The sequence below is a fragment of the Jeotgalicoccus halotolerans genome (assembly GCF_003387165.1).
In the GTDB taxonomy this organism is placed as follows: Bacteria; Bacillota; Bacilli; order Staphylococcales; family Salinicoccaceae; genus Jeotgalicoccus; species Jeotgalicoccus halotolerans.
Genome location: NZ_QUMW01000015.1, coordinates 61,059 through 83,808, shown reverse-complemented (window position 1 = coordinate 83,808; position 22,750 = coordinate 61,059). Strand labels below are relative to the sequence as shown.

Below are 22,750 nucleotides of genomic sequence, written 5' to 3'. Positions count from 1 at the left end.
TTATGACCAAGAAAAATGTACTGCTTATGGGTGTACATGGCAGAATCGGCGAGCATATGTATTTAGAGCTCAACGAAGCGGCTAACCTGTTCGCTTTTTCAAGTCCGAAACAGGCGCCGGATTACGAAAATATTACATTTATTAAAAAAGACTTATTTATTTTACCTGAAGTTGAAGAAGCGCTCAGGAATATTGATGTGGTAATTTTTTACGAAGACCCGATTATGCGGCTCAACAGGCTGACACAGGGGAAATTTTACGATTTATATTTGCTGATTGCGGATAATATCGCGCGGGCGGCAAGCACTAATAACGTGGAACAGATAATATATATCGCCGATGAACTGTCAGACGGCAGTATTTTATCGATATTAGGTGCTTACGGTGCCAGGGTTCAGAAAACAGAAACGCCTATCCGCCGCTACGGCAAAAACCTGACTTATAAAACGAAGGATTATAACAATGTACGGAGCGTGCAGCGAGCTCCGCTGCCTCCGGGATGGACAGTAGAGAATGTGGCATGGTATTACTTCGCCTGGCTCGATGAAATCATTTACGATTTCGTTAATACCCGCATCGAAAATAATACGGTGTATATAAATGTACTCGATAAGCCGAAACCGGTGCTTGTCTTAAAATTTAATGAGGCCCGTTCTGAAGAGGATATTGTGTTTTTTGAAATTACAGGCGGCAGCCTGAAAAAACGCTCGACAAATAAAGAACAGCGCTTTGAATTCAGAAAGCTGCCAGAGAGAGAAGAGTTCATTATGGCGCTGCACGACTTTGAACCATCATTGCCGTGGCCGCTGTTTAAAATGACACAGGCTCCAATCCAATCGCTTGTCAGCAGAATTTATCAGGTCGAAATGATTATTAATAAAGACGTGCCTGAACAGCGTCCGCGCAGGAATAAATAAAGTGGTAAAATATAAAAGAAATTATACTGAGTTAAGGAAGATGACCGATGGGAAGAAAATGGAATAATATTAAAGAGAAGAAAGCACAGAAAGATCAGAATACGAGCCGGATATATGCGAAGTTTGGAAGAGAAATATATGTAGCAGCAAAAAAAGGAGATCCGGATCCGGAAACCAACCAGGCGCTGAAAGTCGTACTGGAACGTGCTAAAACTTATTCTGTGCCGAAACATATTATAGACAAAGCGATTGAAAAAGCGAAAGGCGGCGATGATGAAACATTCGACGAACTCCGCTATGAAGGTTTCGGACCCGGCGGTTCGATGATTATTGCCGATGCACTAACTAATAATGTGAACCGCACAGTATCCGATGTCCGTGCAGCTTTTGGTAAAAACGGCGGGAATATGGGAGTCAGCGGGGCAGTCAGCTATATGTTCGACAGCGTTTCTGTCTTTGTTTTTAGCGGATTTGACGATGAGACTGTGCTTATGCATTTAATGGAAGCAGAAGTCGATGTGAAAGATGTTGCGGAAGAAAACGGGATGACCGTCGTCTACGGTGAACCGCAGGCATATAATGATATTAAAGAAGCGCTTGATAAGCTTGGAGTCGAAGACTTCGAAGTGGCGGAACATGCGATGATTGCGCAGAACGAAGTGAGTTTAGGAGAAGAAGATCTCGAACAGTTTGAGAAATTGATTGATGCTTTAGAAGACGTGGAAGATGTATCGAACGTGTTTCATAATGTAAACTTAGGTGAGTAAACTTATGAAGGAGTGATACTGTGTCAGAGTTAATGGATTTCGGTTATCAGGGAAAGGCAGCGGTCATTACGGGCTCGAGTAAAGGTATCGGACGTGAAACGGCAGAACAGATGGTAAAGCTCGGGGCTAAAGTGATGCTAGTTGCACGCGGTGAAGAAGCTTTAAAAGAAGCGGCTGAGGAACTTCGTGAATTTGGTGACGTTGACTATATTGCGCAGGATATAACTGAAAGCGGCGCAGGTGAGAAAATTGTTAAAGCAGTCATTGAGAAATACGGACGGCTGGACGTGCTTGTGAATAATGCTGGCAGTTCGTTTGCCAAAAACTTTGAAGATGTTGAACTTGCAGATTGGGAAGAGGATATTGATCTGAAAGTGATGGCAGCAGTAAAAATGGCAAAAGCCGCACTGCCGTATTTGAAAAAACAGGGCGGGGCAATATTAAACTTAACAGCAGTCATGGGGAAAACGCCCCAGCCGAACTCTCTGCCGACAACAGTATCGCGGAGTGCAGGACTCGCGCTCACTAAAGCGATGAGCAAAGACCTTGGACAGTACGGCGTTCGTGTAAACGCAGTATGCATCGGTCTGATTCGGAGCGACCAGATCGAAAAACGCTGGCAGAAGCAGTCTCCGGAACTATCATGGGAAGAATTCTCGGCTTCTAAGGCGGACAACATCCCGCTCGGCCGTATCGGAGATACATCGGAAGCCGCGAACGTGATTACCTTCCTTTGTTCTGATTTAGCATCATACGTGAGCGGGACCGCGGTGAATATTGACGGCGGCAGCGGCCACGCTTGGTAAATAAAGTGTATTTGAGTATTTATCGGACACCGTGGAACTGACAGTGTCTGACAAACGATAAAAGCCATCGAATCCTTAACAGATTTGATGGCTTTTCATATTATTCTGCAACTTTTTTAACCGCTGCACCAAATTTCTCCAGCGCTTCATCGATTTCTTCAGCGCTTACATTGAGCGGGGGAAGCAGGCGCACAACATTATTTTTCGCTGTTACTACCAGCATTTTTTCATCATAGCATGCTGATAAAACGTCAGCTGCCGGCACAGCTTCATCAAATTGTACACCAATCAGGAGTCCGAGTCCTTTCACTTCAGCAATACTGCCGGTTTCAGCGGATATTTTCTCGAGACCTGCAGTGAGCTCAGCTGAACGCGCTGCAGCATTATCGAGCAGATCCGCTTCAATAATTTCATCAAATATTGCATTGCCGACTGCGGTTGCAAGAGGATTCCCGCCGAGCGTCGTCCCGTGATCACCCGGCTTAAAGTGTGCAGCAACTTTATCGGTCGCAAGAAATGCACCAATCGGAAAGCCGCCGCCGAGTCCTTTGGCGAAGGTCACGACATCGGGCTCCAATCCGAACTGTTCAAATGAAAAAAGTGTCCCAGTGCGTCCCATGCCGGTCTGAACTTCATCGATAATCAGCAGAACACCGTCCTTCTGAAGCTCATTCAGCGTGTCGATGAATGACTCGTTTAAAGTATTAATACCGCCTTCGCCCTGAATCGTCTCAAAAATAATCGCACAAGTATTATTATCAACAGCTGCCGTCAGACCTTCACTGTCATTTAATTCAACATATTTTGAACCGGACAGAAGCGGCTGAAAGTCTTTGTGCATATCCGTCTGGCCTGTGGCGGACAAGGTTGCCATCGTGCGGCCGTGAAATGAATCCACTAAAGAAATCACTGTTGTACACTCCGAACCGTTCACTTCCCTGCCGTATTTCCGTGCCAATTTCAGAGCACCCTCGTTCGCCTCAGCGCCTGAGTTTGTAAAGAATACTTTCGATAAACTGCCGGCTCCTTTATAATTTACAAGCTTATCAGCAAGTTCAATCGACGGTTTATTCCAGTATACATTGGAAATATGTATCAGCTCTGAAGCCTGCTTGGTGACTGCTTCAACAATTTTTTCATGAGCATGTCCCAAAATATTAGTCGCAATGCCTGAAACGAAATCAAGAAACTCTTCGCCGTCGTTATTTTTAATATATGTGCCTTTACCTGAAATAAATATTTTATCGCCGCGGTTATAAGTATTGAATAGTGCTGAATTGCCAAGCTCAATTAAATCTTCTGTCTTCATAAAACTCTTCCTCCTTCATGAGGTATAATCATCGTGCCGATTCCTGCATCAAAAAACAGCTCTAAAAGCAATGAATGCTTAAGGCGGCCGTCGACAATATGCGCTTGCCTGACACCTTTTCTAAGCGCGTGCGAACAGCATTCGACTTTCGGAATCATACCTTCGGAGATCACACCCGATTCTATATGCTCTTCCACCTCTGCCAGTGTGAGTTCTGCGAGCAGCGTCGATTCGTCGTCTTTATCTTTGCATACCCCTTTAGTATCTGTTAAAAGAATAAATTTATCAGCGCCGATTGCACCGGCAATTTCTCCTGCGACATAGTCCGCATTCACGTTATAAGTGTCGCCGTTCATATCCGCAGCTACCGGTGAAATGACAGGGACGAAGTCATTGTCAATCAGCAAGGTCACGAGAGCAGGATCAATCGTTTCAATCTCCCCGACAAGGCCGATATCTACCCGTCTGATTTCCCCCTTATTATTATGCTCTTCAATGTACTTCTTCTTCACTTTAATCAGATTGCCGTCCTTGCCTGAAATACCGACAGCCTTGCCGCCGATCTTGTTGTAATGTTTTACAATATCCTTATTCACCTGGCCGGATAACACCATTTCAGCAACATTCATCACCGCATCATCTGTCACGCGGAGTCCCTTTTTAAACTCGGTTTCGATATTTAAGTCGGTCAGCATATTATTGATGAACGGTCCGCCGCCGTGAACGATGACAGGCTTGATACCGACCGATTTCATGAGCAGCACATCCTGCATGACCGACTCTTTTAAGCTGTCATTGACCATGGCATTGCCGCCGTATTTCAGCACGATAATATTATCCTGGAAAATATTAATGTAGGGCAGGGCTTCGATGAGCGTATCTATTCTCTCTGTATCATTCATGATTATCATCCTAACTTCTGTAGTCCGCATTTATTTTTACATAATCGAGTGACATATCACACGTCCATACTTGAGCTGAAGATTCACCTGCATTTAAATCGATAAAAATCCCAATATCTTGAGCGCTTAAAATTTCATGAGCGCGGGCTTCATCGAAAGGTACTGCGAGACCCTCATGACAGACGAGAACTTCATCATTGCCTGAAGTGAATTTAATCGTTATTGTAGCCGGATTTAAATAATTAGCGTCGCTGTTTCCGATGGCCATAATAACCCGGCCCCAGTTGGCGTCCTGACCGTAAACAGCTGTTTTAACGAGGCTCGATGTTGCGACTGTTTTTGCCACACTGACAGCATCACTTTTACTGTATGCATTAATAACATTTACGGTAACGAACTTCGTCGCACCTTCAGCGTCGCGTGCAATCATCTGCGCTAACTTTTGGCACAGCGCAGTCAGCACCGAAGTAAATTCGGCCGCATGACTTTCATCGAGCATAAGTTTATTAGTAGAAGCGAGCAGCACAGTGTCATTTGTACTCGTATCGCCGTCGACTGTCATGACGTTAAAGCTGTCGTCAGCTGCAGATTTCAAAGCGGCGTTTAAGTCAGCTTGCGGCAGTCCGGCATCGGTAACAATGTAGCCGAGCATGGTGCCCATATTCGGATGAATCATACCTGCACCTTTAATCATGGCACCGAAATGCACAGTGTGACCGCCGATTTCAGCTTCTAATGACAGTTCTTTCGGCACAGTATCCGTCGTCATAATTGCCTCGGCTGCTGAGGTGGAAGTGTCCGTGCCAAGTCCGCCAATCAGCGAGTCGAGACCAGTATAGAATGGTTTTAAATTCATAGGCTCACCGATGACACCTGTCGAGCTGACGAGAACTTCATGCGATTCGATATTCAGTTTTTTTGCCAGAGCTGAAGTCATTGACTGAACATCCTCTTCGCCGTTCAGTCCATTGCACGCATTAGCATTGCCGCTGTTAACCAAAATAGCTTTAAAATCTGTAAAGTTTTTAAGCATTTTCATATCGTAAAGTACGGAGTGTGCTTTCACTTTATTTCTCGTAAACACTCCTGTTACGGTTGCACCATCCGGAAAATAGATGAGCGCAAGATCCTTGTCCTGAGCTTTAAAACCGGTATGTATACCGTTTGTTTCGACGCCTTCAACCGCACAAAGTCCTTTTTGCACCAATCCTTTTTCCTCTGTAATCTGCATATCAAAAACCCTCTCTAAGGCATCATGGCAATGGTAGTCAGTCCTGAATTTTCAGGCAATCCAAACATGATGTTCATATTTTGTACCGCTTGTCCTGCTGCGCCTTTGCCTAAGTTATCGATAACTGATAAAACAAGGAGTCTGCCTGTCCGTTCGTCCAGCTGTACTGACAGCTGACAGCTGTTTGTTCCGCCAACGTGTTTCATCTGCGGCAGTTCCCCTGCCTCAAGTACATGCACAAACGGCTCATTTTCATATGCTGACTTATAGCTGTCAATAATGTCAGCTTCGGTAATGCCGTCTTTAACTGTTGCGTAAATTGTTGAGAAGATACCGCGCTCTGCCGGGAGTAAGTGAGGCGTAAACTGCACCTGTACAGCATTTTTTGATGAGCTGTTCAGTTCCTGCTCAATTTCCGGAATATGGCGGTGGGCGAGTGGATTGTATGCTTTAAAGTTGCCCATCAGTTCCGTCAGCAGCTTATCAACCGAAGCGCTGCGCCCCGCCCCGCTGACACCTGTTTTACTGTCGATAATTACAGACTGTTCATCAATCAGGGTATCGCTTACTGCAGGAAGGAGACCGAGTAAGGCACTTGTCACGAAACACCCGGGATTGGCAATGTATTTCGCATTTTTAATATCATTTCTGTATTTTTCAGGCAGGCCGTAAACAAAATCTTTCAGTAAATTTGGTGCAGCCTGTTCAACGTTATAAGTCTGTTCATAGACATCGATATTTTTCAGACGGAAATCAGCGCCGAGGTCGATAACCTTTACATCATATTCTGAAGCTGCTGCTGAAAGTTCCATCGAATGACCGTGGGGCAGACAGATAAAGACGACATCGCTCTCATCGAATACTACTTCCTGATTGAGTTCTGAAAACTGCTTGTCGATACTTCCTTTTAAGAAGGGGTAGTAACTGTCAGCCTTTGTGCCAGCATGGCTGCGCGATGTTAAATACATGAGTTCAACTTCCGAGTGGGGAATTAAATAACGTAAAAGCTCGCTGCCTGTGTAACCTGTTGCACCGATAATACTGACTTTGATCATAATATGACCTCCTGAATTTTTATCAATTTAAATCCGGTATAAATAAGCTGCCGTTCGTTGCTGCCATAATCGCTTTAATAGAATGCATGCGGTTTTCACCCTGTTCAAACTGTTTCGCGTAATCTGCTTCGAATACTTCAGATGTAACTTCCATTTCTTCAATACCGAACTCTTCAGCGACATTTTTTCCGTACTCGGTATTTGTATCGTGAAAGGCCGGCAGGCAGTGCATGAAGATAAAGTTCTCGCTGACTTCTGAAAGAAGCGCCTTATTAACCTGATATGGAAGGAGTGTATTCACTCGTTCTTCAAAGTGTTCTTCTTCACCCATGGATACCCAGACGTCTGTATAAAGCACATTTGCATCTTTAACAGCTGCTTTAATGTCCGAAGTAATTTCAACAGCTGAGCCGGATTTTTTGGCGTACTCTTGTGCCAGCGTCACGTAAGCATCTTCCGGGGATAGCGATTCCGGAGCTGCGATTGTGACATCAATACCGAGAATGGCTGCCGTTACAAGCAGTGAGTTCGCAACATTGTTACGTCCGTCTCCCGAGTAGACAAGCTTAAGGCCATCAAATGTGCCGAACTCTTCTTTAATCGTCATGAAGTCGCCAATCATCTGTGTAGGATGTGAGGCGTCTGTCAGACCGTTCCAGACAGGCACACCTGAGTGTTCAGCAAGTTCTTCAACGACTGCCTGACTCTGTCCTCTGTATTCCAGACCGTCGAACATGCTGCCTAAAATTTTAGCGGTATCTGTTACAGATTCTTTTTTACCGAGCTGGATATCACCGGAACCTAAAAACTCAGGTGCCGCTCCAAGATCATTTGCTGCGACTGTAAAAGCAGCACGTGTACGGGTAGAAGACTTTTCAAACAGCAGTGCGATATTCTGTCCTTTTAAATACTGGTGAGGAATATTATTTTTCTTTAATTGTTTTAAATGAATAGCAAAATCAATCAGATATTCGACTTCTTTCTTATTGAAATCACTGATTGTTAAAAAACTTTTTCCTTGAAAATGCATGAAAACACTCCTTTTAAACTCATTATCTAATTATTATTCGTTATAATGTATATTTATAATTATTGGTTGTTGTTTATAATATACAAATTAAATTCATAAATCAAGTGCTTTAACGTATATATTCTCTTTATTTAGTATAAATTTAAGTTATCAAAATAATAATAAATTAATTGACGATGTTCTGTTTTAGCTGTACTATATTAATTAATACAGTTAGTACAGCAAACCAACAGGAGGTGGATACGTGTTTGATATCGATGTAAAAAGCCGCATGCCTATATATGAACAGATTACAGAAAACGTAAAACGTCTGATTATTCAAGGAGTGCTGCTGCCGGAAGAAAAACTGCCGTCAGTACGCAGTCTGGCCCAGGAACTTACGATTAATCCCAACACGATCCAGAAAGCTTACAGAGAATTGGAAAGGGAAGGGTACGTGATTTCCCGTCCCGGAAAAGGGAGTTTTGTGAATGATATGACGGAAACAATGAACAGAGAGCATATTAAAACATTAACGGCAGAAGTGGAACGTCTGATTAAGGAGCTGGTGTTTCTTGATGTGCCGGGAGTATCTTTAAAAGCAATGATAGATAAAGCAGAACGCGAAAAGGAGGGACAGGAATGAAGCTTTTGATAAATGGTGCAAAGAAGAGTTTTGGTAAAAATACTGCAGTTGAGAATATAGATTTATCAATTACAGAAGGTACGATTCATGGGCTTTTAGGATCGAATGGAGCAGGCAAAACAACATTGATGAAGGTGCTGTCGGGCATTTATAAAGCGGACAGCGGCACGGTGAGCTACGATGGCCAAAGTATTTATGAGAACCCGGATATTAAAAGCGATGTAATCTTCATGCACGATATTCCCTTCTTTTTTAAAGGCGCGAGCTTAAAGAAGATGGCGAAATTTTACAAAGCAATGTATAAGAACTGGTCGGAGGAACGTTTTTTACAACTGTCGGGTCACTTCGGTATTGCACCTGATAAACAGCTGAATCAGCTGTCGAAAGGAATGAAGCGGCAGGCTGCCTTTATCCTTGCGTTCTCAGCGAGACCGAAAGTGATGCTGCTGGATGAACCGTTTGACGGCCTCGATCCGATTATGCGGAAACAGGTTAAAAATATTCTGATGCAGGACATTGCTAACCACGGGATGACTGTCGTTGCTTCAAGTCATAACTTAAGAGAAATGGAAGACCTGTGCGACTCGGTATCGATTATGCATGACGGAAAAATACTCTTCCACAAAGAACTGACGGATATCAGAGGCACGCACTGCAAGCTGCAGATTGCCTTTAAAGAACTGCCTGAAGATAAGTTTTTCACTGATCTGAATGTCGTTCACCATAAAGTTAAAGGACGTATTATTACGTGTATAGTAAAAGGAGATATATCTAATCTGGAAGAAAAAGTGACGAAATATAATCCGCTGATGTACGACATCCTGCCGCTGACGCTGGAAGAAATATTTACTTATGAAATGGGGGAACTCGGTTATGAAATCTCAAACATCATTGTTGAATAAAACATTACTGTCCCATTTCACGGGTACGATATTCTGGCTGACGATTGTCTTTATGGCCTTAAATATTATTGCTCTGCCTCTGTCGATATGGATTGTGACGTTTGACAGAGATTTTTATCCGGACTATCAGATTCCGGAAAACTTCTTATTTCAAATAGCTTCCGGGCAGCTGATTATCGGTATGATTTTCACAGCGTTTTTAGCCATGTTTTTACTGAACTATTTAAACGATGAAAGTTCATCTGATTTCATGCACAGTCTGCCGGTTAAACGGACAGCTCTTTTGATACATGTCTTATTAACGGGCATAACAGCAATCGTTGTCCCACTGGTTATCAGTGCCGTAATACTGCTTATTGAGCGGATGATATTCATTCCGGAAATTGCAGTAACGGATATCGGTAAATGGTTAATCTATGCTCTTTTTGCTCACTTTGTTATTTTTGCGATAGCAATATTTACAGGGTTTTTAGTTAATGGTATCTTCCTGCACATGCAGGTGATTATTCTGGGCTTGTTCCTTCCGCTCGCCGTATGGGCATTAACGTATGCGGCGGCAAGTGTATTATATGATGGAATTTCATCATTATTTATGGAACATTCAGAATTAGTGCTGAACGCAACGTTTCCTTATATTGCAGTCACCCAGCTTTATGACGGAATTAATACGCCGCTCAGCCTTGTGTGGGCTGCAGCAGCCATCCTGCTGATTGTATTGTCTTTTGTGCTGTATAAATACCGTCGCAATGAGAAAGTGACAGCGAGCTTTAACTTTATCTGGCTGAAAGAAATTTTGACAGCAGTAACGACGATTGCCGGTATGCTGGCAGTAGGGGCCTCGGTATCGCTGTTAATACCAGTTTCTCCAGCAGTATCTATTTTTGGATTTGCGGTAGGTGCAATTGTTGCTTACTTAATTGTCGAAATGTTCTTCCAGAACAGTGTGAAAATACAGTTCAGCTGGAAGTCGATAGTATTTACGGTGCTTGTTATTATTATTTTTTGGCTTGTATTTTTAATCGGCTGGACAAAATATGTAAATGATGTGCCGTCCGAAAAAGAAGTAGCAAGTGTTTATATTGCTGACGATTATATGTATTACACGAACGACTCTCTCAACGAGTATTTCGAAGAAGGATTTTTATTTAATGATGACGAAAAAGTGATTGAATCTGCAATCAAAGCACATGAAGCTGCGATTGAAGATAAATCTTTCCCGAATATATATGCCGGGGATGAAACTGCCCGGCTAGAATTCCAGTACAAGATGGAAGACGGCAGTGTGATGAATCGTACTTTCCACACACTTCAGAATGATTCTGAAGCAGTGCAAATTACTAAGCAGCTGAATTCGGACAGATATAATATTAATGCGGACTTCCTTGAAAACATTAAACGTCATCCGGAAATGACCGAGCTGTGGCTGTTTAACAATACTCTGAGAGCAGACCGGTCATTAATAGAAGATTATAAGAATCACAGCGCTCAATTAATGGACTATAATCCTTATATCGCAAATGAAACGGGTCGTATTGAAGCAAGTGCTAATTATGAAAACAATTACGAGTCGGGCATGAGCTCAATTTATAATGAAGCAGTTCTAAAACGGATTGCAGAATCTGATCTTCTGATGGAAGAAATATTATACCTTAATCAGTCGAGTGAAATGTTCATCGCGGACATACAAGCTGATGAACTTGAAACATTCTTTAATGATTACAAGGAACTGAACATACGGGAACTGGCAGAAAAACATGAGCTTGAAAACTTATCTGAAGAGCAAAAAACAGATATTATCAGCCAGGTCAACGATGGAGAACTGGCGCCTGAAGGCAGCAAACTGCTCATATACAGTTACCCGGATTATACAGAATCAGAAGAAGATTATCCGGCAGAAATGGATTTCAGCATTCTGGCTATACAATAAAATATAAGCAAAAGTTATAGAGATAGGTAAAATTAATGCCTATCTCTATACTTTTGTTTTCTTTTTTTTGTATAATTACCAGTAGGAGATGAATGCCATGAAAACTAAGTATCTGGATAAGAAAAAATGGCGTCGGCTGGTGCGCTCAAAATATGATGAAACAATCATTACTTGTCATGGTGAGAGAATTTTGGCAGGTATCATTCATATGCATAAAGTTCGTGAACCGCTCAGTGTTCGCGTGGTCGGAGAAGATACGTTAGTTGTGGCTAACAATTTTAAATGGATGCAGCTCCTGCCTGAAAAACGTAATTACAGCATTACTGTCATGTATGATGAAAGATGGCAGGAAATACAATATTATTTTGATATTAACTATTCTCATACTTTGGAACTCGGAAAAGCCCGGCGGCAGGACTTATATCTCGACGTTCTGGTGCTGCCGGACGGTCGTTATGAACTCGTAGATGAAGAGGACATTAAACGCGCTTTCAAAAAGGGGGTTATCAGTCAGGAAGAAAGAGATTTTGCCTATCGGACTGCGCGCGAGCTGATGGCGGAAATTGACAGGGATTTCAGCCAGTTTAAAAAACTTGCGGCATCGTGTTTAAAAGAACTTAAAAAATTAATGTAGCCATCCAGGGGAAACGGGGATGGCTTATTCACTGGAGGTAATGTCGTGAAAGTTGATGATTATCGTTTACTTGCAACATTAAGCGAAGCTAAAACCTTGCGTAAAGCAGCTGAAAAGCTCTACATATCACAGCCGGCAGTCAGTCAGCGTCTGAAGTCCATCGAAGACGAATGGGGTGTGCAGATTTTTATCAGAACTAAAAAAGCGCTCTATACAACCGGCGCCGGAGAAAGAATCATTGCACATGCTAAAAAGGTCGTCGATGAAGAACGTCTCGTTAAAGATTATATTCAGGCGAATGAAGGCGCGATTGAAGGGAAAATTTCAATTGGTGTATCGTCTTTAATCGGCTATACGATTCTGCCGGATATTCTGGCAAAGTATTTAAGTGATTTCCCGAATGTAAACGTTAAAATTGACGTGGGTTCGACCAAAGAAATTATTGCGAACCAGGGCGACTATCACTTATCAATTGTACGCGGTGCCCGTATTTTAAATAAGGAAAATGAACTGCTCTACAGCGATAAACACTACCTGGTCACTCCGAAAGATGTCGAGCTTGAAGATCTCGCCGTAATAGAATTCCAGGCAGATCCCGACTATATTACGCATATTAAAAATTATTTTGAAGAACGTTTCAATATTAAATATGAACCTCAAATTTTCGTCGATCAGATTACGACCTGCCGCGAATTACTGCGTAAAAAAGTCGGCATTACAGTGCTGCCTGAACTGGTATTAGACGGCCTGGACCTCGATAATTATCATATCGAAGAAGTTCTGGTAGACGGCAAACCGCTGACCCGCGACACTTATATTTCTTACGACAAGAGTGTACTCATGCTGCCGCAGGTAGAGTCTTTTATCGACTTAATCAAAAGAGATTCGCATAACAGCGGACACTAAAGCCGGGGGACGAAGATGATCAAAGACTTATTTCAAATACAGAACTACAAATTATTTTTAACGAATATGACCATGCTTGGGATGGCGGTTGCGATCACAGCCCCCTTCCTCGTTATTTTTATGACGGAAATACATGGAATGTCTTCTACTGGTTACGGTATATTCATGGCTTCGGCAGCTGTCGGCAGTTTTTTTGTCAACACGATTATCGGCCGTTACAGCGACAGGCTCAAATTTGACCGCAAGTATTTAATCATTGCGGCTCTCTTGATGCAGATCATGGCATTTTTAAGCTTCTTAATTATTCCAAATACCTGGATACTGATTATTTCTTATATTATATTCTTTTCATTGGGTGCTCCTGCGATGCCCCAGCTGTATGCATCCGCCCGCGAATCGATTAACCAGTACCGTTCAAGTATCGCGGTGATGGCAAACACGATTTTGCGTTCGATGTTCAGCTTCGGTTTCCTGTTCGGACCGCTCGTCGGTTCCATCCTGCTTGCCCGCTACGATTTTACCGGCTTGTTTTTCGGTACAGTCATTATGTTCGCTGTCGTCTTTATGTCGAGCTTTCTGATTAAAAACTCAAACCCGCCAGCGGTAGAAAATACGATTGAAATTACCGGATACGAGGAACCAAAAAGTCCGAATCTGTTAACCAGTCTGACTTTATTTATACCGTTTATTGCTTTTGTCTTTCTTCACGTGGGACAATGGATGTACCTCTTGAATATGCCGCTGTTTGTAACGGGGTATCTAGGGGAAGCGGATAGTGCAGTTGGTATACTCGCAAGTTTATGTGCGGGGCTTGAAGTGCCGCTTATGATATTTATGGGATATGTCGCTTCACGCGTATCATCAAAAACACTTTTAATCATTGCCGGTTTTATCGGCAGCATGTACTTTTTATCGATTGGAATCTTTGAAAGCTACACCATGATGCTAATTGGACAATTGCCGCTCGCTTTATTTTTAGCAATATTACTCGGTCTCGGAATCAGTTATTTCCAGGACCTGCTGCCGCAGTTTCCCGGCTACGCATCAACCTTATTCGCTAACGCTATGATAGTCGGGCAGCTGCTCGGCAATTTGCTTGGCGGTATTGCGAATGACGTGCTCGGTGTGGAAAATTCATTTTACATCAGTGGTACATTTTTATTTATAGCATTTATCCTGTTCTTCTTTACTAAGAAAGAAGTCAGAAAAGGAGAAATTTGATGGACATTATTTTATGGCTCATTGTCATCGCATCATTTGTACTCGGATTTGCCGGAATCATATATCCAGTGCTGCCTTCAGTACTCATGTTCTGGATAGGATTTTTAGTATACAACTTTTTCATCGGCGACGAACTGTCATGGATGTTCTGGGTAATCGCCGGAGCGCTGACACTCGTAGCGCTTATCAGTGACGTGGCAGCAAACAGTTACTTCGTGAAAAAATTCGGAGGCAGTAAAAAAGGCGAATGGGCAGCAATTATCGGTGCTATTGTCGGAATGTTTGTTTACCCGCCGTTCGGTGTGTTGTTCGTACCTTTTGTCTTCGTATTCTTTGTGGAATTCATACAGATAAAAGATATGAGCAAGGCGTTGAAAGCATCAGTAGGCTCATTTTTAGCCTTTATCTCAAGTGCAATCTTCGATGTGATAATATACATCTTCCTGGTTATATTCTTCCTGTTAGATGTATTTTTATATTAGACTCTATACGATATATGATAAAAATCCGCATCTCGGTTTTGAGGTGCGGATTTTTTGATGACGGGATTCGAGTGATATCAGACCAGAAAAATTCATAGATTTTAACCAAGATTACTTTTTTAGTAATTATGATGACCGACACCATCCAAACCTTGTTAAACGTCGTCGTCGAAGTAAACGACACCATCCAACCCTTGTTAAACGTCGTCGTCAAATTAAACGACACCATCCAAGCCCCGTTAAACGTCGTCGTCAAATTAAACGACACCATCCAAGTCCCGTTAAACGTCGTCGTCGAAACAAACGACAACGTCCAACCTCCCCAACCAAAAAAAGCCCCCGCAATTGCGGGGACCTTATCATTATTTTTCAGTTTTTGTATATTCTTCGCCTTTATCTGTTGCTGCGTCTTCACTTTCATCATCGAGTATTTCACGGACGTTGTACATTTCGTACTGCGGTTCGTGTTTCCCTCTTTGGATGTCTAATGCATAGTGACATGCAACTTTGTGGAAGCCTGCGTATTCAGCATCTTTCTGCTCAAGCTCCGGGACTTCCGTACGGCAGTGATCTGTCGCGAACGGGCATCTCGTATGGAAGCGGCAGCCCGTCGGAGGATCAATCGGTGACGGCACATCGCCGCGCAGGAAAATGCGTTCTGATTTTTTACGCGGGTCCGGTACAGGTATTGCTGACAGCAATGCTTTCGTGTACGGGTGCTGAGGGTTTTCAAAGATAGAATCTGTATCTCCGACCTCAACGATTTTCCCTAAATACATTACGATGATGCGGTCGGCAATATGACGGACAACACCAAGGTCATGAGAGATAAAGAGATAAGTTAATCCGAGATCGCGCTGCAGTCTCTTTAACAGGTTAAGCACCTGAGCCTGGATTGATACGTCCAGCGCAGATACGGCCTCATCACAAATGATTAATTTAGGATTAACTGAGAGCGCACGTGCAATCCCGATACGCTGGCGCTGCCCGCCTGAAAATTCATGAGGGTAGCGGTCGATCTGGTGACGCTGCAGTCCTACAGTTTCCATCAATTCAATAATACGGTCGTTGCGCTCTTTGCGGGGAACGACTTTTTGAATATCCATGGCTTCCCATAATGTCTGTCTGACAGTTTTACGCGGGTTTAATGACGCATAAGGATCCTGGAAAATAATCTGCATATCTTTTCTCATTTTGCGCATCTCATCTTTAGACATGGCAAGAACGTCCTGGCCTTCGAACTCAACTTTACCGCCAGTAGGTTCATCGAGACGAAGAATAGCACGGCCTGTAGTTGATTTACCACAGCCTGACTCCCCAACAACTGCTATCGTTTCACCTTTATCGATTGAAAAAGTAATACCGTCGACAGCTTTCACATGATTGACTGTACGTCCGAGGATACCTCCTTTAATCGGGAAGTGCTGTTCCAGATTTTCAACATTTAATAATGGCTGTTTACTTGGCATTGACCTGTACCTCCTTATCTCCATCCCACTGATCAGTATAAATCCAGCATCTGACTTCGTTGCCGTCTCCCTGATCTTCGAGTTCGGGCAGTGTGTTGCAAATATCCGATGCGAAAGGGCAGCGGGGTGCAAAACGGCAGCCGGACGGCATTTCGTTTGGTGCAGGTACATTACCTTTAATCGGAATCAGCTCATCCTGCGATTTATCGTGGCGCGGCAGTGAATTTAAGAGTCCGACAGTATAAGGGTGTTTCGGATTTTCAAATAATGTATAAACATCAGCGAATTCAACAACTTTCCCGGCATACATTACAGCGACATAATCACACGTCTCCGCAACAACACCGAGGTCGTGTGTAATCATAACAACACTCATGCCGATCTCTTCCTGAAGTTCTTTAATCAGTTCGAGAATCTGCGCCTGAATTGTTACATCGAGGGCAGTTGTCGGCTCGTCTGCGATAAGCAGTTCAGGCTTGCAGGCCAATGCCATCGCAATCATAACGCGCTGTCTCATACCGCCTGAGAGTTCGAAAGGATACTGGTCAACGCGTTTTTCCGGTGAAGGAATGCCGACGAGTTCAAGCATCTCAATTGCACGTTTTGTACCTTCTTTTTTACCGAGACCTTCGTGAATTTTATAAGATTCACGAAGCTGCTGGCCGATAGTAAATGTCGGGTTAAGCGACGTCATCGGCTCCTGGAAAATCATTGAGATTTCATTACCTCGGATTTGGCGCATGCGCGAATTTTTAACTTTTGTTAAATCCTCGCCTTTATATTTAATGCTGCCTCCGATAATTTCACCGGGGCTTTCTATTAATCTTAAAACCGAGAGGGCAGAAATACTTTTACCTGACCCGCTCTCTCCAACGATACCTAAAGTTTTACCTTTAGGAACCTGGAATGTTACTCCGTCGACAGCCTTTACTTCGTTGGAATCAACGAAGAAGGAAGTGCGGAGATCTTCTATATCGAGAATCATTTCTTCTGACATGATTTTCACTCCTTCTTAGTTTAAGTCCACCCGTTTGTTCAGCAGTCTATACGTAATATCAACGACCAGGTTAACGATAACGAACACTACCGCGATAACGAGTATTGCACCCTGAACGACAGGGAAGTCGCGCTGAAGGATTGAATCGATGATTAACCTTCCGAGTCCATTGATTGCGAAAACACTTTCCGTAAGTACAGAACCGGACAGGAATGAACCGAACTGAATACCGATAACAGTAATTACCGGAATCATCGCGTTTTTAAGCGCGTGGCGTAAAATAACTGTACCTTCTTTAACACCTTTGGCACGTGCGGTACGAATGTAATCCTGATCAATAACATCGAGCATACTGCTTCGTGTCATACGTGCAATTATGGCAGCACCGGCCGTACCGAGCGTAATAACCGGCAGAACGTTCTGTTCAAGACTGCCCCAGCCTGTAGGTTTAAAGATCTGAAACTCAATCGCAAACCATTGAATTAACATCAGTCCAAGCCAGAAGTTCGGCATTGACAGACCGAACAGTGCAACGACCATCATTGCAACATCTTCAAATGTATATCTTCTTACTGCTGAAATAATCCCGGCTAACAGACCCCAGAAAACACTGAAGATCATAGCCATTACAGATAGTTCAAGTGTAATTGCAAAACGTGCGCTGATATGGTTGAAAACGGGAATGTTGTCACGGATAGAAGAACCGAAGTCCAGCTGTGCCGCGTTCCCTAAAAATCTGAAATACTGCTCGTAAAGCGGGTCGTTTAGCCCGAGCCTTGCCTCAATCGCTTTAACAGTAGCTTCCGGTGCACTTTCTCCGGCCATAATCACAGCAGGGTTACCCGGAGTGAGGTGCATCAGACTGAATACGAGCACCGTAACTCCGAGGAGCACGGGAATAAGCTGCAGCAATCTGCGAATTATAAATTTTGTCATGATATCCTCCTCCTATTTCTTGGCTTTCGGATCCAGAGCATCGCGAAGACCATCTCCGAATAAGTTAAATGCGAGTACTACGATAACGATCATCATACCAGGGAAGAATGTAATGTGGGCTGCCTGGTACATGTAGTTACGTCCGTCGTTAAGCATAGCCCCCCACTCAGGAGTCGGCGGCTGTACACCTAACCCTAGGAAAGACAGACCCGCTGCTGATAAAATCGCAGTTGCGATAAATAGAGTTGTGTTAACGATAATCGGCGACATTATATTCGGCAGAATGTGCTGGAATATAATTTTTCCGTCTTTTGCACCGAGTGCTCTGATTGCGTCGATATACTCGAGTTTCCTCGTTGTCAGCGTAGACCCGCGGACAATACGTGCGAACTGCGGCAGTGCTCCGATTGCAATAGCGACGGTAACGTTAATCGTACTTCCGCCGAGAACACTGACAATCGCAAGTGCAAGCAGGATGCCCGGGAATGCAAGCAGGACATCCATTAAACGCATGATGACAGTATCAAGCCATCCGCCGTAATAACCTGCAAGGAGACCAATCGGCACTCCGACTAAGGCAGCCATAAAGGTTGCTGCGAAACCTACACCCAGTGTTATGTACATTCCGTGAAGAATACGATAAAAGATATCGCGGCCCAGGTGATCTGTTCCAAACCAGTACTGCGCTGAAGGACCCAGCAGTTTATCAGTAAGGTTTGTAGCGTTTGAATTCACGCCCAATATATTATAGTTAGCGTCCAGTGCGCCAAAGATTGAAACGAAAAATAAAAATACCAATACGTAAAGACCGACAAGCGCTGCTTTGTTTTTTCGAAGCTTCTTATAGAAGTCTTTGAAATTGTCGAGTCTACGATTGGCAGGTTTTCTTACTGGAACCTGACTTGGTTGTATATTTGACATACAACTTAAACCCCCTCTAAAAACTAAATATTAAGATAAATCTAAATGTAACAGACATATTTATTCATAATATATCGTTGTATAGACTATACCAAGAATGAATCCCTTAAGTCTATACTTTTTACTGCCAATATTCACAAAAGTATAGATAATTGAAAACGTTTCCTTAAGCCCCCCAAGGGTTGCAGCAGTCTGTAATTTTAAAATAGATGTTGCAACTCTTTAATTCCGAGTGATATAATCTGGATTACAATGCATATATATTTACTATGAATTGATTATATCACAATAACGGAGGCTGTAAATTGGCAAAGAAATATTATACATATTTATTACTGGCTGCACTTATATTCGTGCTCGCTGCCTGTACGAGCGACTCGGATGTCGAAGTTTCAGATGAAGAAGGAAATACAGAAGAACCGGCGGCAGGCGGAGATCTTGTTGCATCTTACGCCACGGATGTTTCTTCGCTTGACCCGGCAGGGCAGAACGATCTGCCTTCAGACCAGCGGAGAAATGTGATTTACGAAGGACTGCTTTACTTAAATGACGACCTTGAACCGGAACCGCGTCTTGCTGAGACATACGAACAGACAGATGAGACAACTTGGGAGTTCCATCTGCGGGAAGGCGTTAAGTTTCACGACGGCACTGAATTTACCGCTGAAGCAGTAAAAGCGAATATCGAAAGAATTGTCGATCCTGCAGTCGCATCATCCCGCGCGAATATTTTCGAAATGATAGAAGAAGTCAACGTTATCGATGATTATACAGTTGAAATCATTACGGAGTATCCGTTTGCGGCACTGCCGAATTATCTGGCACACGATGCGGGCGGCATGGTCTCTACGACAGTTATCGATGAAGATTATCAGAATGCGATTGATGAAGCAGGACTTGATATGACACTGGATGAGTTTTACAGTCTGCGTGAAAACGGCGGCGAAGCTTATGAAGAAGCAGCAGAAGAAGCGGGCAGTCATACCGGTGCAGTCGTTGAACAGAAACCTGTCGGTACAGGCTATATGAAATTTCAGTCCCGTTCGCCTGGTGAAAATGTAGTCGTTGAACGCTTCGAAGACTATTGGGATACACCGGCGAAACTCGATACGATTACATTTAAAGTCGTTGCAGAAGATGCCTCAAGAATCGCTGAACTTGAAACCGGCCAGTCTCATTTTATTCAGGGATTTGATAATGCTCAGTGGGACCGTATAGAGAACCATCCGGAAATGGAAACACATCCGGTTTACAACCTGTCTAACGAATATATCGGCATGAACACACAAGAAGGGCCGCTTGAGGATAAACGGGTACGGCAGGCAATCGGCCATATGGTCGACAAAGAAACGATTATGGACGGAATATACTACGGTATCGGCCGCACCATGAAAGGCGCTCTTCAAGAGGAAATTCTCGGGTATAACGAAAATCTTGAAGATCTCCAGTACGATCCGGAACGTGCGAAAGAGTTGCTTGAAGAAGCAGGCTACGGTGACGGCTTTGACTTAACGATTATGACAAATGACTCACCAGAGCGTGTCGACCTTGCGATTTACCTTCAGGAAGAACTGAAAGAAGTCGGAATTAATTTAAATATTGAACAGCTTGAATGGGGTGCTTACCTGGAAGCAGTATCAAACGGGGAGCACGACTTATTCATTCTCGGCTGGCCGAATCCTGTCGGCGACCCGGATCAGGGCATTTGGCCGCTGTTCCATTCATCGATGCAGGGAGCAGGCGGCAACCGTACTTTCTTTGACAGCGAAGAAGTTGATGAGCTGCTTGAACAAGGGCGAAGAGAGCTGGATGATAACAAGCGCGAAGCAATCTATCAGGAAATTGATGAAATACTCGTAGAAGAACAGCCGGCAGTCTTTATCAGGCAGGCGCAGAGTGCGAATGCTGCACGTACCGAAGTAGAAGGGCTCTATATCAGCCACTTTAATAAACCGGATTTCAGAAATGTCACTATTAATGAGCAGTAGGGTTTTATCATAAAAAAATGACCTTAATCCAGGGGGATGTATAATATGAAGTATTTCAAACGTTTAACTATCGCTGCAATGGCACTTGGACTTGCAGCTTGTACGAGTGATGCAAATGTGGAAGTTGCAGATGAAGACGGCGAAACGAATACTTCAGGGGGAGATTTTATCGCATCTTATGCAAGTGATACTTCATCGCTTGACCCGGCGGGGCAAAATGATCTGCCGTCGGATCAGCGGAGAGATGTATTATATGAAGGATTATTTGATATAGACGAGAATATGGAACCGGAAATGACACTGGCCGCGGATTTTGAACAGGTGAATGATACAACCTGGAAATTTAAGTTGAGAGATGATGTGAAGTTCCATGACGGCACAGACTTTAATGCGGAAGCTTTTAAAGCGAGTATCGAACGTATTGTTGACCCGGCTGTTGCGTCATCACGGGCGAATATTTTTGAAATGATTGAAGAAATTAATGTGCTTGATGACTATACGGTCGAAGTGGTAACGGAATATCCATTTGCGGCGCTGCCGAATTATCTGGCGCACGATGCCGGCGGTATCGTTTCTAAAGCAGTTATCGATGAAGATTATCAGAACGCAATTGACAATGCAGGGCTCGATATGACGGCAGATGAATATTACGGACTCCGAGCTGAAGGCGGCGAAGAATTCGATAAAGCTGCGAATGCAATCGGCAGTGATACGGGTGCAGTGATTGAACAAAACCCGGTTGGTACAGGATACATGAAGTTCCAGTCTAGAATTCCCGGGGAATCAGTAGTTGTTGAACGCTTTGATGACTACTGGCGTGAACCTGCAAAAATCGAGACGCTGACCTTTAAAGTGGTGACCGAAGCGACAGCACGTATTGCAGAACTTGAAACCGGCCAGTCCCACTTTATATACGGCATTGAAAATTCCCAGTGGGACCGCCTTGTAAATAATCCGGAAATAGTCACCGAAGACGGTGTATATAATATTTCTAATGAATATGTCGGAATGAATACAGAAAAAGGTGCGCTGGCCGACAAAAAGGTACGCCAGGCGATTGCTCATATGGTAGATAAAGAAGCGATTATGGAAGGTGTCTACTACGGTCAGGGCCGCACGATGAAAGGCGCGCTGCAGGAAGAGGTGCTCGGCTACGACGAGGATCTGGAAGATCTTGAACATAACCCGGAGCGTGCAAAAGAGTTAATGAAAGAAGCAGGCTATGAAGACGGTCTGAACTTAAAAATTATGACGAACGATGTACCTGAACGTATTGATATCGCGGTCCTGCTGCAGGAAGAGCTGAAAGAAATCGGTATTAATCTTGAAGTTGAACAGCTTGAGTGGGGTACTTACCTCGAAGCCATATCGAACGGCGAACATGATTTATTTATCCTCGGCTGGCCGAATGCAGTAGGCGATCCGGACCAGGGGCTGTGGCCGCTGTTCCACTCTTCAATGAAAGGGCCGGGCGGCAACCGTGCCTTCTTTGACAACGAAGAAGTCGATAAACTTCTTGAAGAGGGACGTCAGGAATCAGATTCGGATAAGCGGGCGGAAATTTATAAAAAAGTTGACCAGATACTCGTTGAAGAGCAGCCGTCTATTTTTATCAGACAGGCGGCAAGTGCTCATGCAGCACGTGCAGAAGTTGGAAATCTCGACACAGGACACCTGGCGAAACCCGATTTCAGAACGGTCACCTTGGAAGAACAAACTGAGTAA

At 43.7% G+C, this 22,750-nt stretch carries 22 protein-coding genes; 12 read left to right on the top strand and 10 right to left on the bottom strand.

Annotated elements, in window-relative coordinates:
- Positions 1-2 precede the first annotated feature (2 nt).
- The 3 genes from DFR63_RS10445 to DFR63_RS10435 are packed head-to-tail and all read left to right on the top strand — an operon-like array spanning position 3 to position 2,490.
- Positions 3-917: a Rossmann-fold NAD(P)-binding domain-containing protein gene (locus DFR63_RS10445; protein WP_115885892.1), complete on the top strand. Its 915-nt coding sequence runs from the start codon at positions 3-5 to the stop codon at positions 915-917.
- A gap of 47 nt (positions 918-964) precedes the next feature.
- A complete protein-coding gene (locus DFR63_RS10440) occupies positions 965-1,684 on the top strand; it encodes a YebC/PmpR family DNA-binding transcriptional regulator (protein ID WP_115885891.1) in 720 nt (239 codons plus the stop codon).
- A gap of 32 nt (positions 1,685-1,716) precedes the next feature.
- Entirely contained in the window at positions 1,717-2,490 is a 774-nt protein-coding gene (locus DFR63_RS10435; RefSeq protein ID WP_115885935.1) for an SDR family NAD(P)-dependent oxidoreductase, read from the top strand.
- A 100-nt stretch (positions 2,491-2,590) separates the two neighbouring features.
- Here DFR63_RS10435 and DFR63_RS10430 read toward each other — a convergent pair whose 3' ends face one another.
- Genes DFR63_RS10430 through argF form a run of 5 tightly spaced genes read right to left on the bottom strand, consistent with a single transcriptional unit; the run spans position 2,591 to position 8,017 of the window.
- Positions 2,591-3,799, bottom strand: coding sequence for an aspartate aminotransferase family protein (locus tag DFR63_RS10430; RefSeq protein WP_115885890.1), 1,209 nt, complete (start codon positions 3,797-3,799; stop codon positions 2,591-2,593).
- The gene (gene argB / locus DFR63_RS10425; protein ID WP_211313799.1) at positions 3,796-4,701 is read right to left on the bottom strand and encodes an acetylglutamate kinase; all 906 of its coding nucleotides are present in this window, start codon (positions 4,699-4,701) and stop codon (positions 3,796-3,798) included. Before argB ends, DFR63_RS10430 begins: the two co-directional genes overlap by 4 nt.
- Before the next feature lie 10 nt (positions 4,702-4,711).
- On the bottom strand, positions 4,712-5,932 hold the full coding sequence (gene argJ, locus DFR63_RS10420) for a bifunctional glutamate N-acetyltransferase/amino-acid acetyltransferase ArgJ (protein WP_115885888.1): 1,221 nt from the start codon (positions 5,930-5,932) through the stop codon (positions 4,712-4,714).
- Positions 5,933-5,946: 14 nt separating this feature from the next.
- Positions 5,947-6,987, bottom strand: coding sequence for an N-acetyl-gamma-glutamyl-phosphate reductase (argC, locus tag DFR63_RS10415; protein ID WP_115885887.1), 1,041 nt, complete (start codon positions 6,985-6,987; stop codon positions 5,947-5,949).
- Positions 6,988-7,009: 22 nt separating this feature from the next.
- Entirely contained in the window at positions 7,010-8,017 is a 1,008-nt protein-coding gene (gene argF, locus DFR63_RS10410) for an ornithine carbamoyltransferase (RefSeq protein ID WP_115885886.1), read from the bottom strand.
- A gap of 244 nt (positions 8,018-8,261) precedes the next feature.
- Between argF and DFR63_RS10405 the strand changes: the two genes are divergently transcribed.
- From DFR63_RS10405 to DFR63_RS10375, 7 genes are all read left to right on the top strand, one after another.
- Positions 8,262-8,642: a GntR family transcriptional regulator gene (locus DFR63_RS10405; RefSeq protein ID WP_115885885.1), complete on the top strand. Its 381-nt coding sequence runs from the start codon at positions 8,262-8,264 to the stop codon at positions 8,640-8,642.
- Entirely contained in the window at positions 8,639-9,544 is a 906-nt protein-coding gene (locus tag DFR63_RS10400) for an ABC transporter ATP-binding protein (protein WP_115885884.1), read from the top strand. The genes DFR63_RS10405 and DFR63_RS10400 overlap by 4 nt, the downstream gene beginning before the upstream one ends.
- Complete coding sequence (locus DFR63_RS10395; RefSeq protein WP_115885883.1) at positions 9,516-11,471, top strand: ABC transporter permease; 1,956 nt, start codon at positions 9,516-9,518, stop codon at positions 11,469-11,471. Before DFR63_RS10400 ends, DFR63_RS10395 begins: the two co-directional genes overlap by 29 nt.
- A gap of 97 nt (positions 11,472-11,568) precedes the next feature.
- Positions 11,569-12,105 (top strand): ribonuclease FAU-1 family protein, encoded by a 537-nt coding sequence (locus tag DFR63_RS10390; protein WP_115885882.1) that lies wholly within the window; start codon positions 11,569-11,571, stop codon positions 12,103-12,105.
- A gap of 45 nt (positions 12,106-12,150) precedes the next feature.
- On the top strand, positions 12,151-13,011 hold the full coding sequence (locus DFR63_RS10385) for a LysR family transcriptional regulator (protein ID WP_115885881.1): 861 nt from the start codon (positions 12,151-12,153) through the stop codon (positions 13,009-13,011).
- A 15-nt stretch (positions 13,012-13,026) separates the two neighbouring features.
- The gene (locus DFR63_RS10380; RefSeq protein WP_115885880.1) at positions 13,027-14,232 is read left to right on the top strand and encodes an MFS transporter; all 1,206 of its coding nucleotides are present in this window, start codon (positions 13,027-13,029) and stop codon (positions 14,230-14,232) included.
- A complete protein-coding gene (locus DFR63_RS10375; RefSeq protein ID WP_115885879.1) occupies positions 14,232-14,714 on the top strand; it encodes a DUF456 domain-containing protein in 483 nt (160 codons plus the stop codon). Before DFR63_RS10380 ends, DFR63_RS10375 begins: the two co-directional genes overlap by 1 nt.
- Here the strand turns inward: DFR63_RS10375 and DFR63_RS10370 are convergent.
- The 5 genes from DFR63_RS10370 to DFR63_RS10350 are packed head-to-tail and all read right to left on the bottom strand — an operon-like array spanning position 14,680 to position 19,037.
- Positions 14,680-15,024 (bottom strand): hypothetical protein, encoded by a 345-nt coding sequence (locus DFR63_RS10370; protein ID WP_147302219.1) that lies wholly within the window; start codon positions 15,022-15,024, stop codon positions 14,680-14,682. The two genes, DFR63_RS10375 and DFR63_RS10370, sit on opposite strands and share 35 nt — an antisense overlap.
- A gap of 52 nt (positions 15,025-15,076) precedes the next feature.
- Positions 15,077-16,183, bottom strand: coding sequence for an ABC transporter ATP-binding protein (locus DFR63_RS10365; protein ID WP_115885877.1), 1,107 nt, complete (start codon positions 16,181-16,183; stop codon positions 15,077-15,079).
- Positions 16,173-17,180, bottom strand: coding sequence for an ABC transporter ATP-binding protein (locus DFR63_RS10360; protein WP_115885876.1), 1,008 nt, complete (start codon positions 17,178-17,180; stop codon positions 16,173-16,175). The genes DFR63_RS10365 and DFR63_RS10360 overlap by 11 nt, the downstream gene beginning before the upstream one ends.
- Positions 17,181-17,195: 15 nt before the next feature.
- The gene (locus DFR63_RS10355) at positions 17,196-18,116 is read right to left on the bottom strand and encodes an ABC transporter permease (RefSeq protein WP_115885875.1); all 921 of its coding nucleotides are present in this window, start codon (positions 18,114-18,116) and stop codon (positions 17,196-17,198) included.
- Positions 18,117-18,128: 12 nt separating this feature from the next.
- Positions 18,129-19,037 (bottom strand): ABC transporter permease, encoded by a 909-nt coding sequence (locus DFR63_RS10350; protein ID WP_115885874.1) that lies wholly within the window; start codon positions 19,035-19,037, stop codon positions 18,129-18,131.
- Positions 19,038-19,342: 305 nt separating this feature from the next.
- Here DFR63_RS10350 and DFR63_RS10345 point away from each other — a divergent pair, with 305 nt between their 5' ends.
- Together DFR63_RS10345 and DFR63_RS10340 are read left to right on the top strand one after the other, a co-directional pair.
- Entirely contained in the window at positions 19,343-21,025 is a 1,683-nt protein-coding gene (locus DFR63_RS10345) for a glutathione ABC transporter substrate-binding protein (protein ID WP_115885873.1), read from the top strand.
- A gap of 45 nt (positions 21,026-21,070) precedes the next feature.
- Positions 21,071-22,750: an ABC transporter substrate-binding protein gene (locus DFR63_RS10340; RefSeq protein WP_115885872.1), complete on the top strand. Its 1,680-nt coding sequence runs from the start codon at positions 21,071-21,073 to the stop codon at positions 22,748-22,750.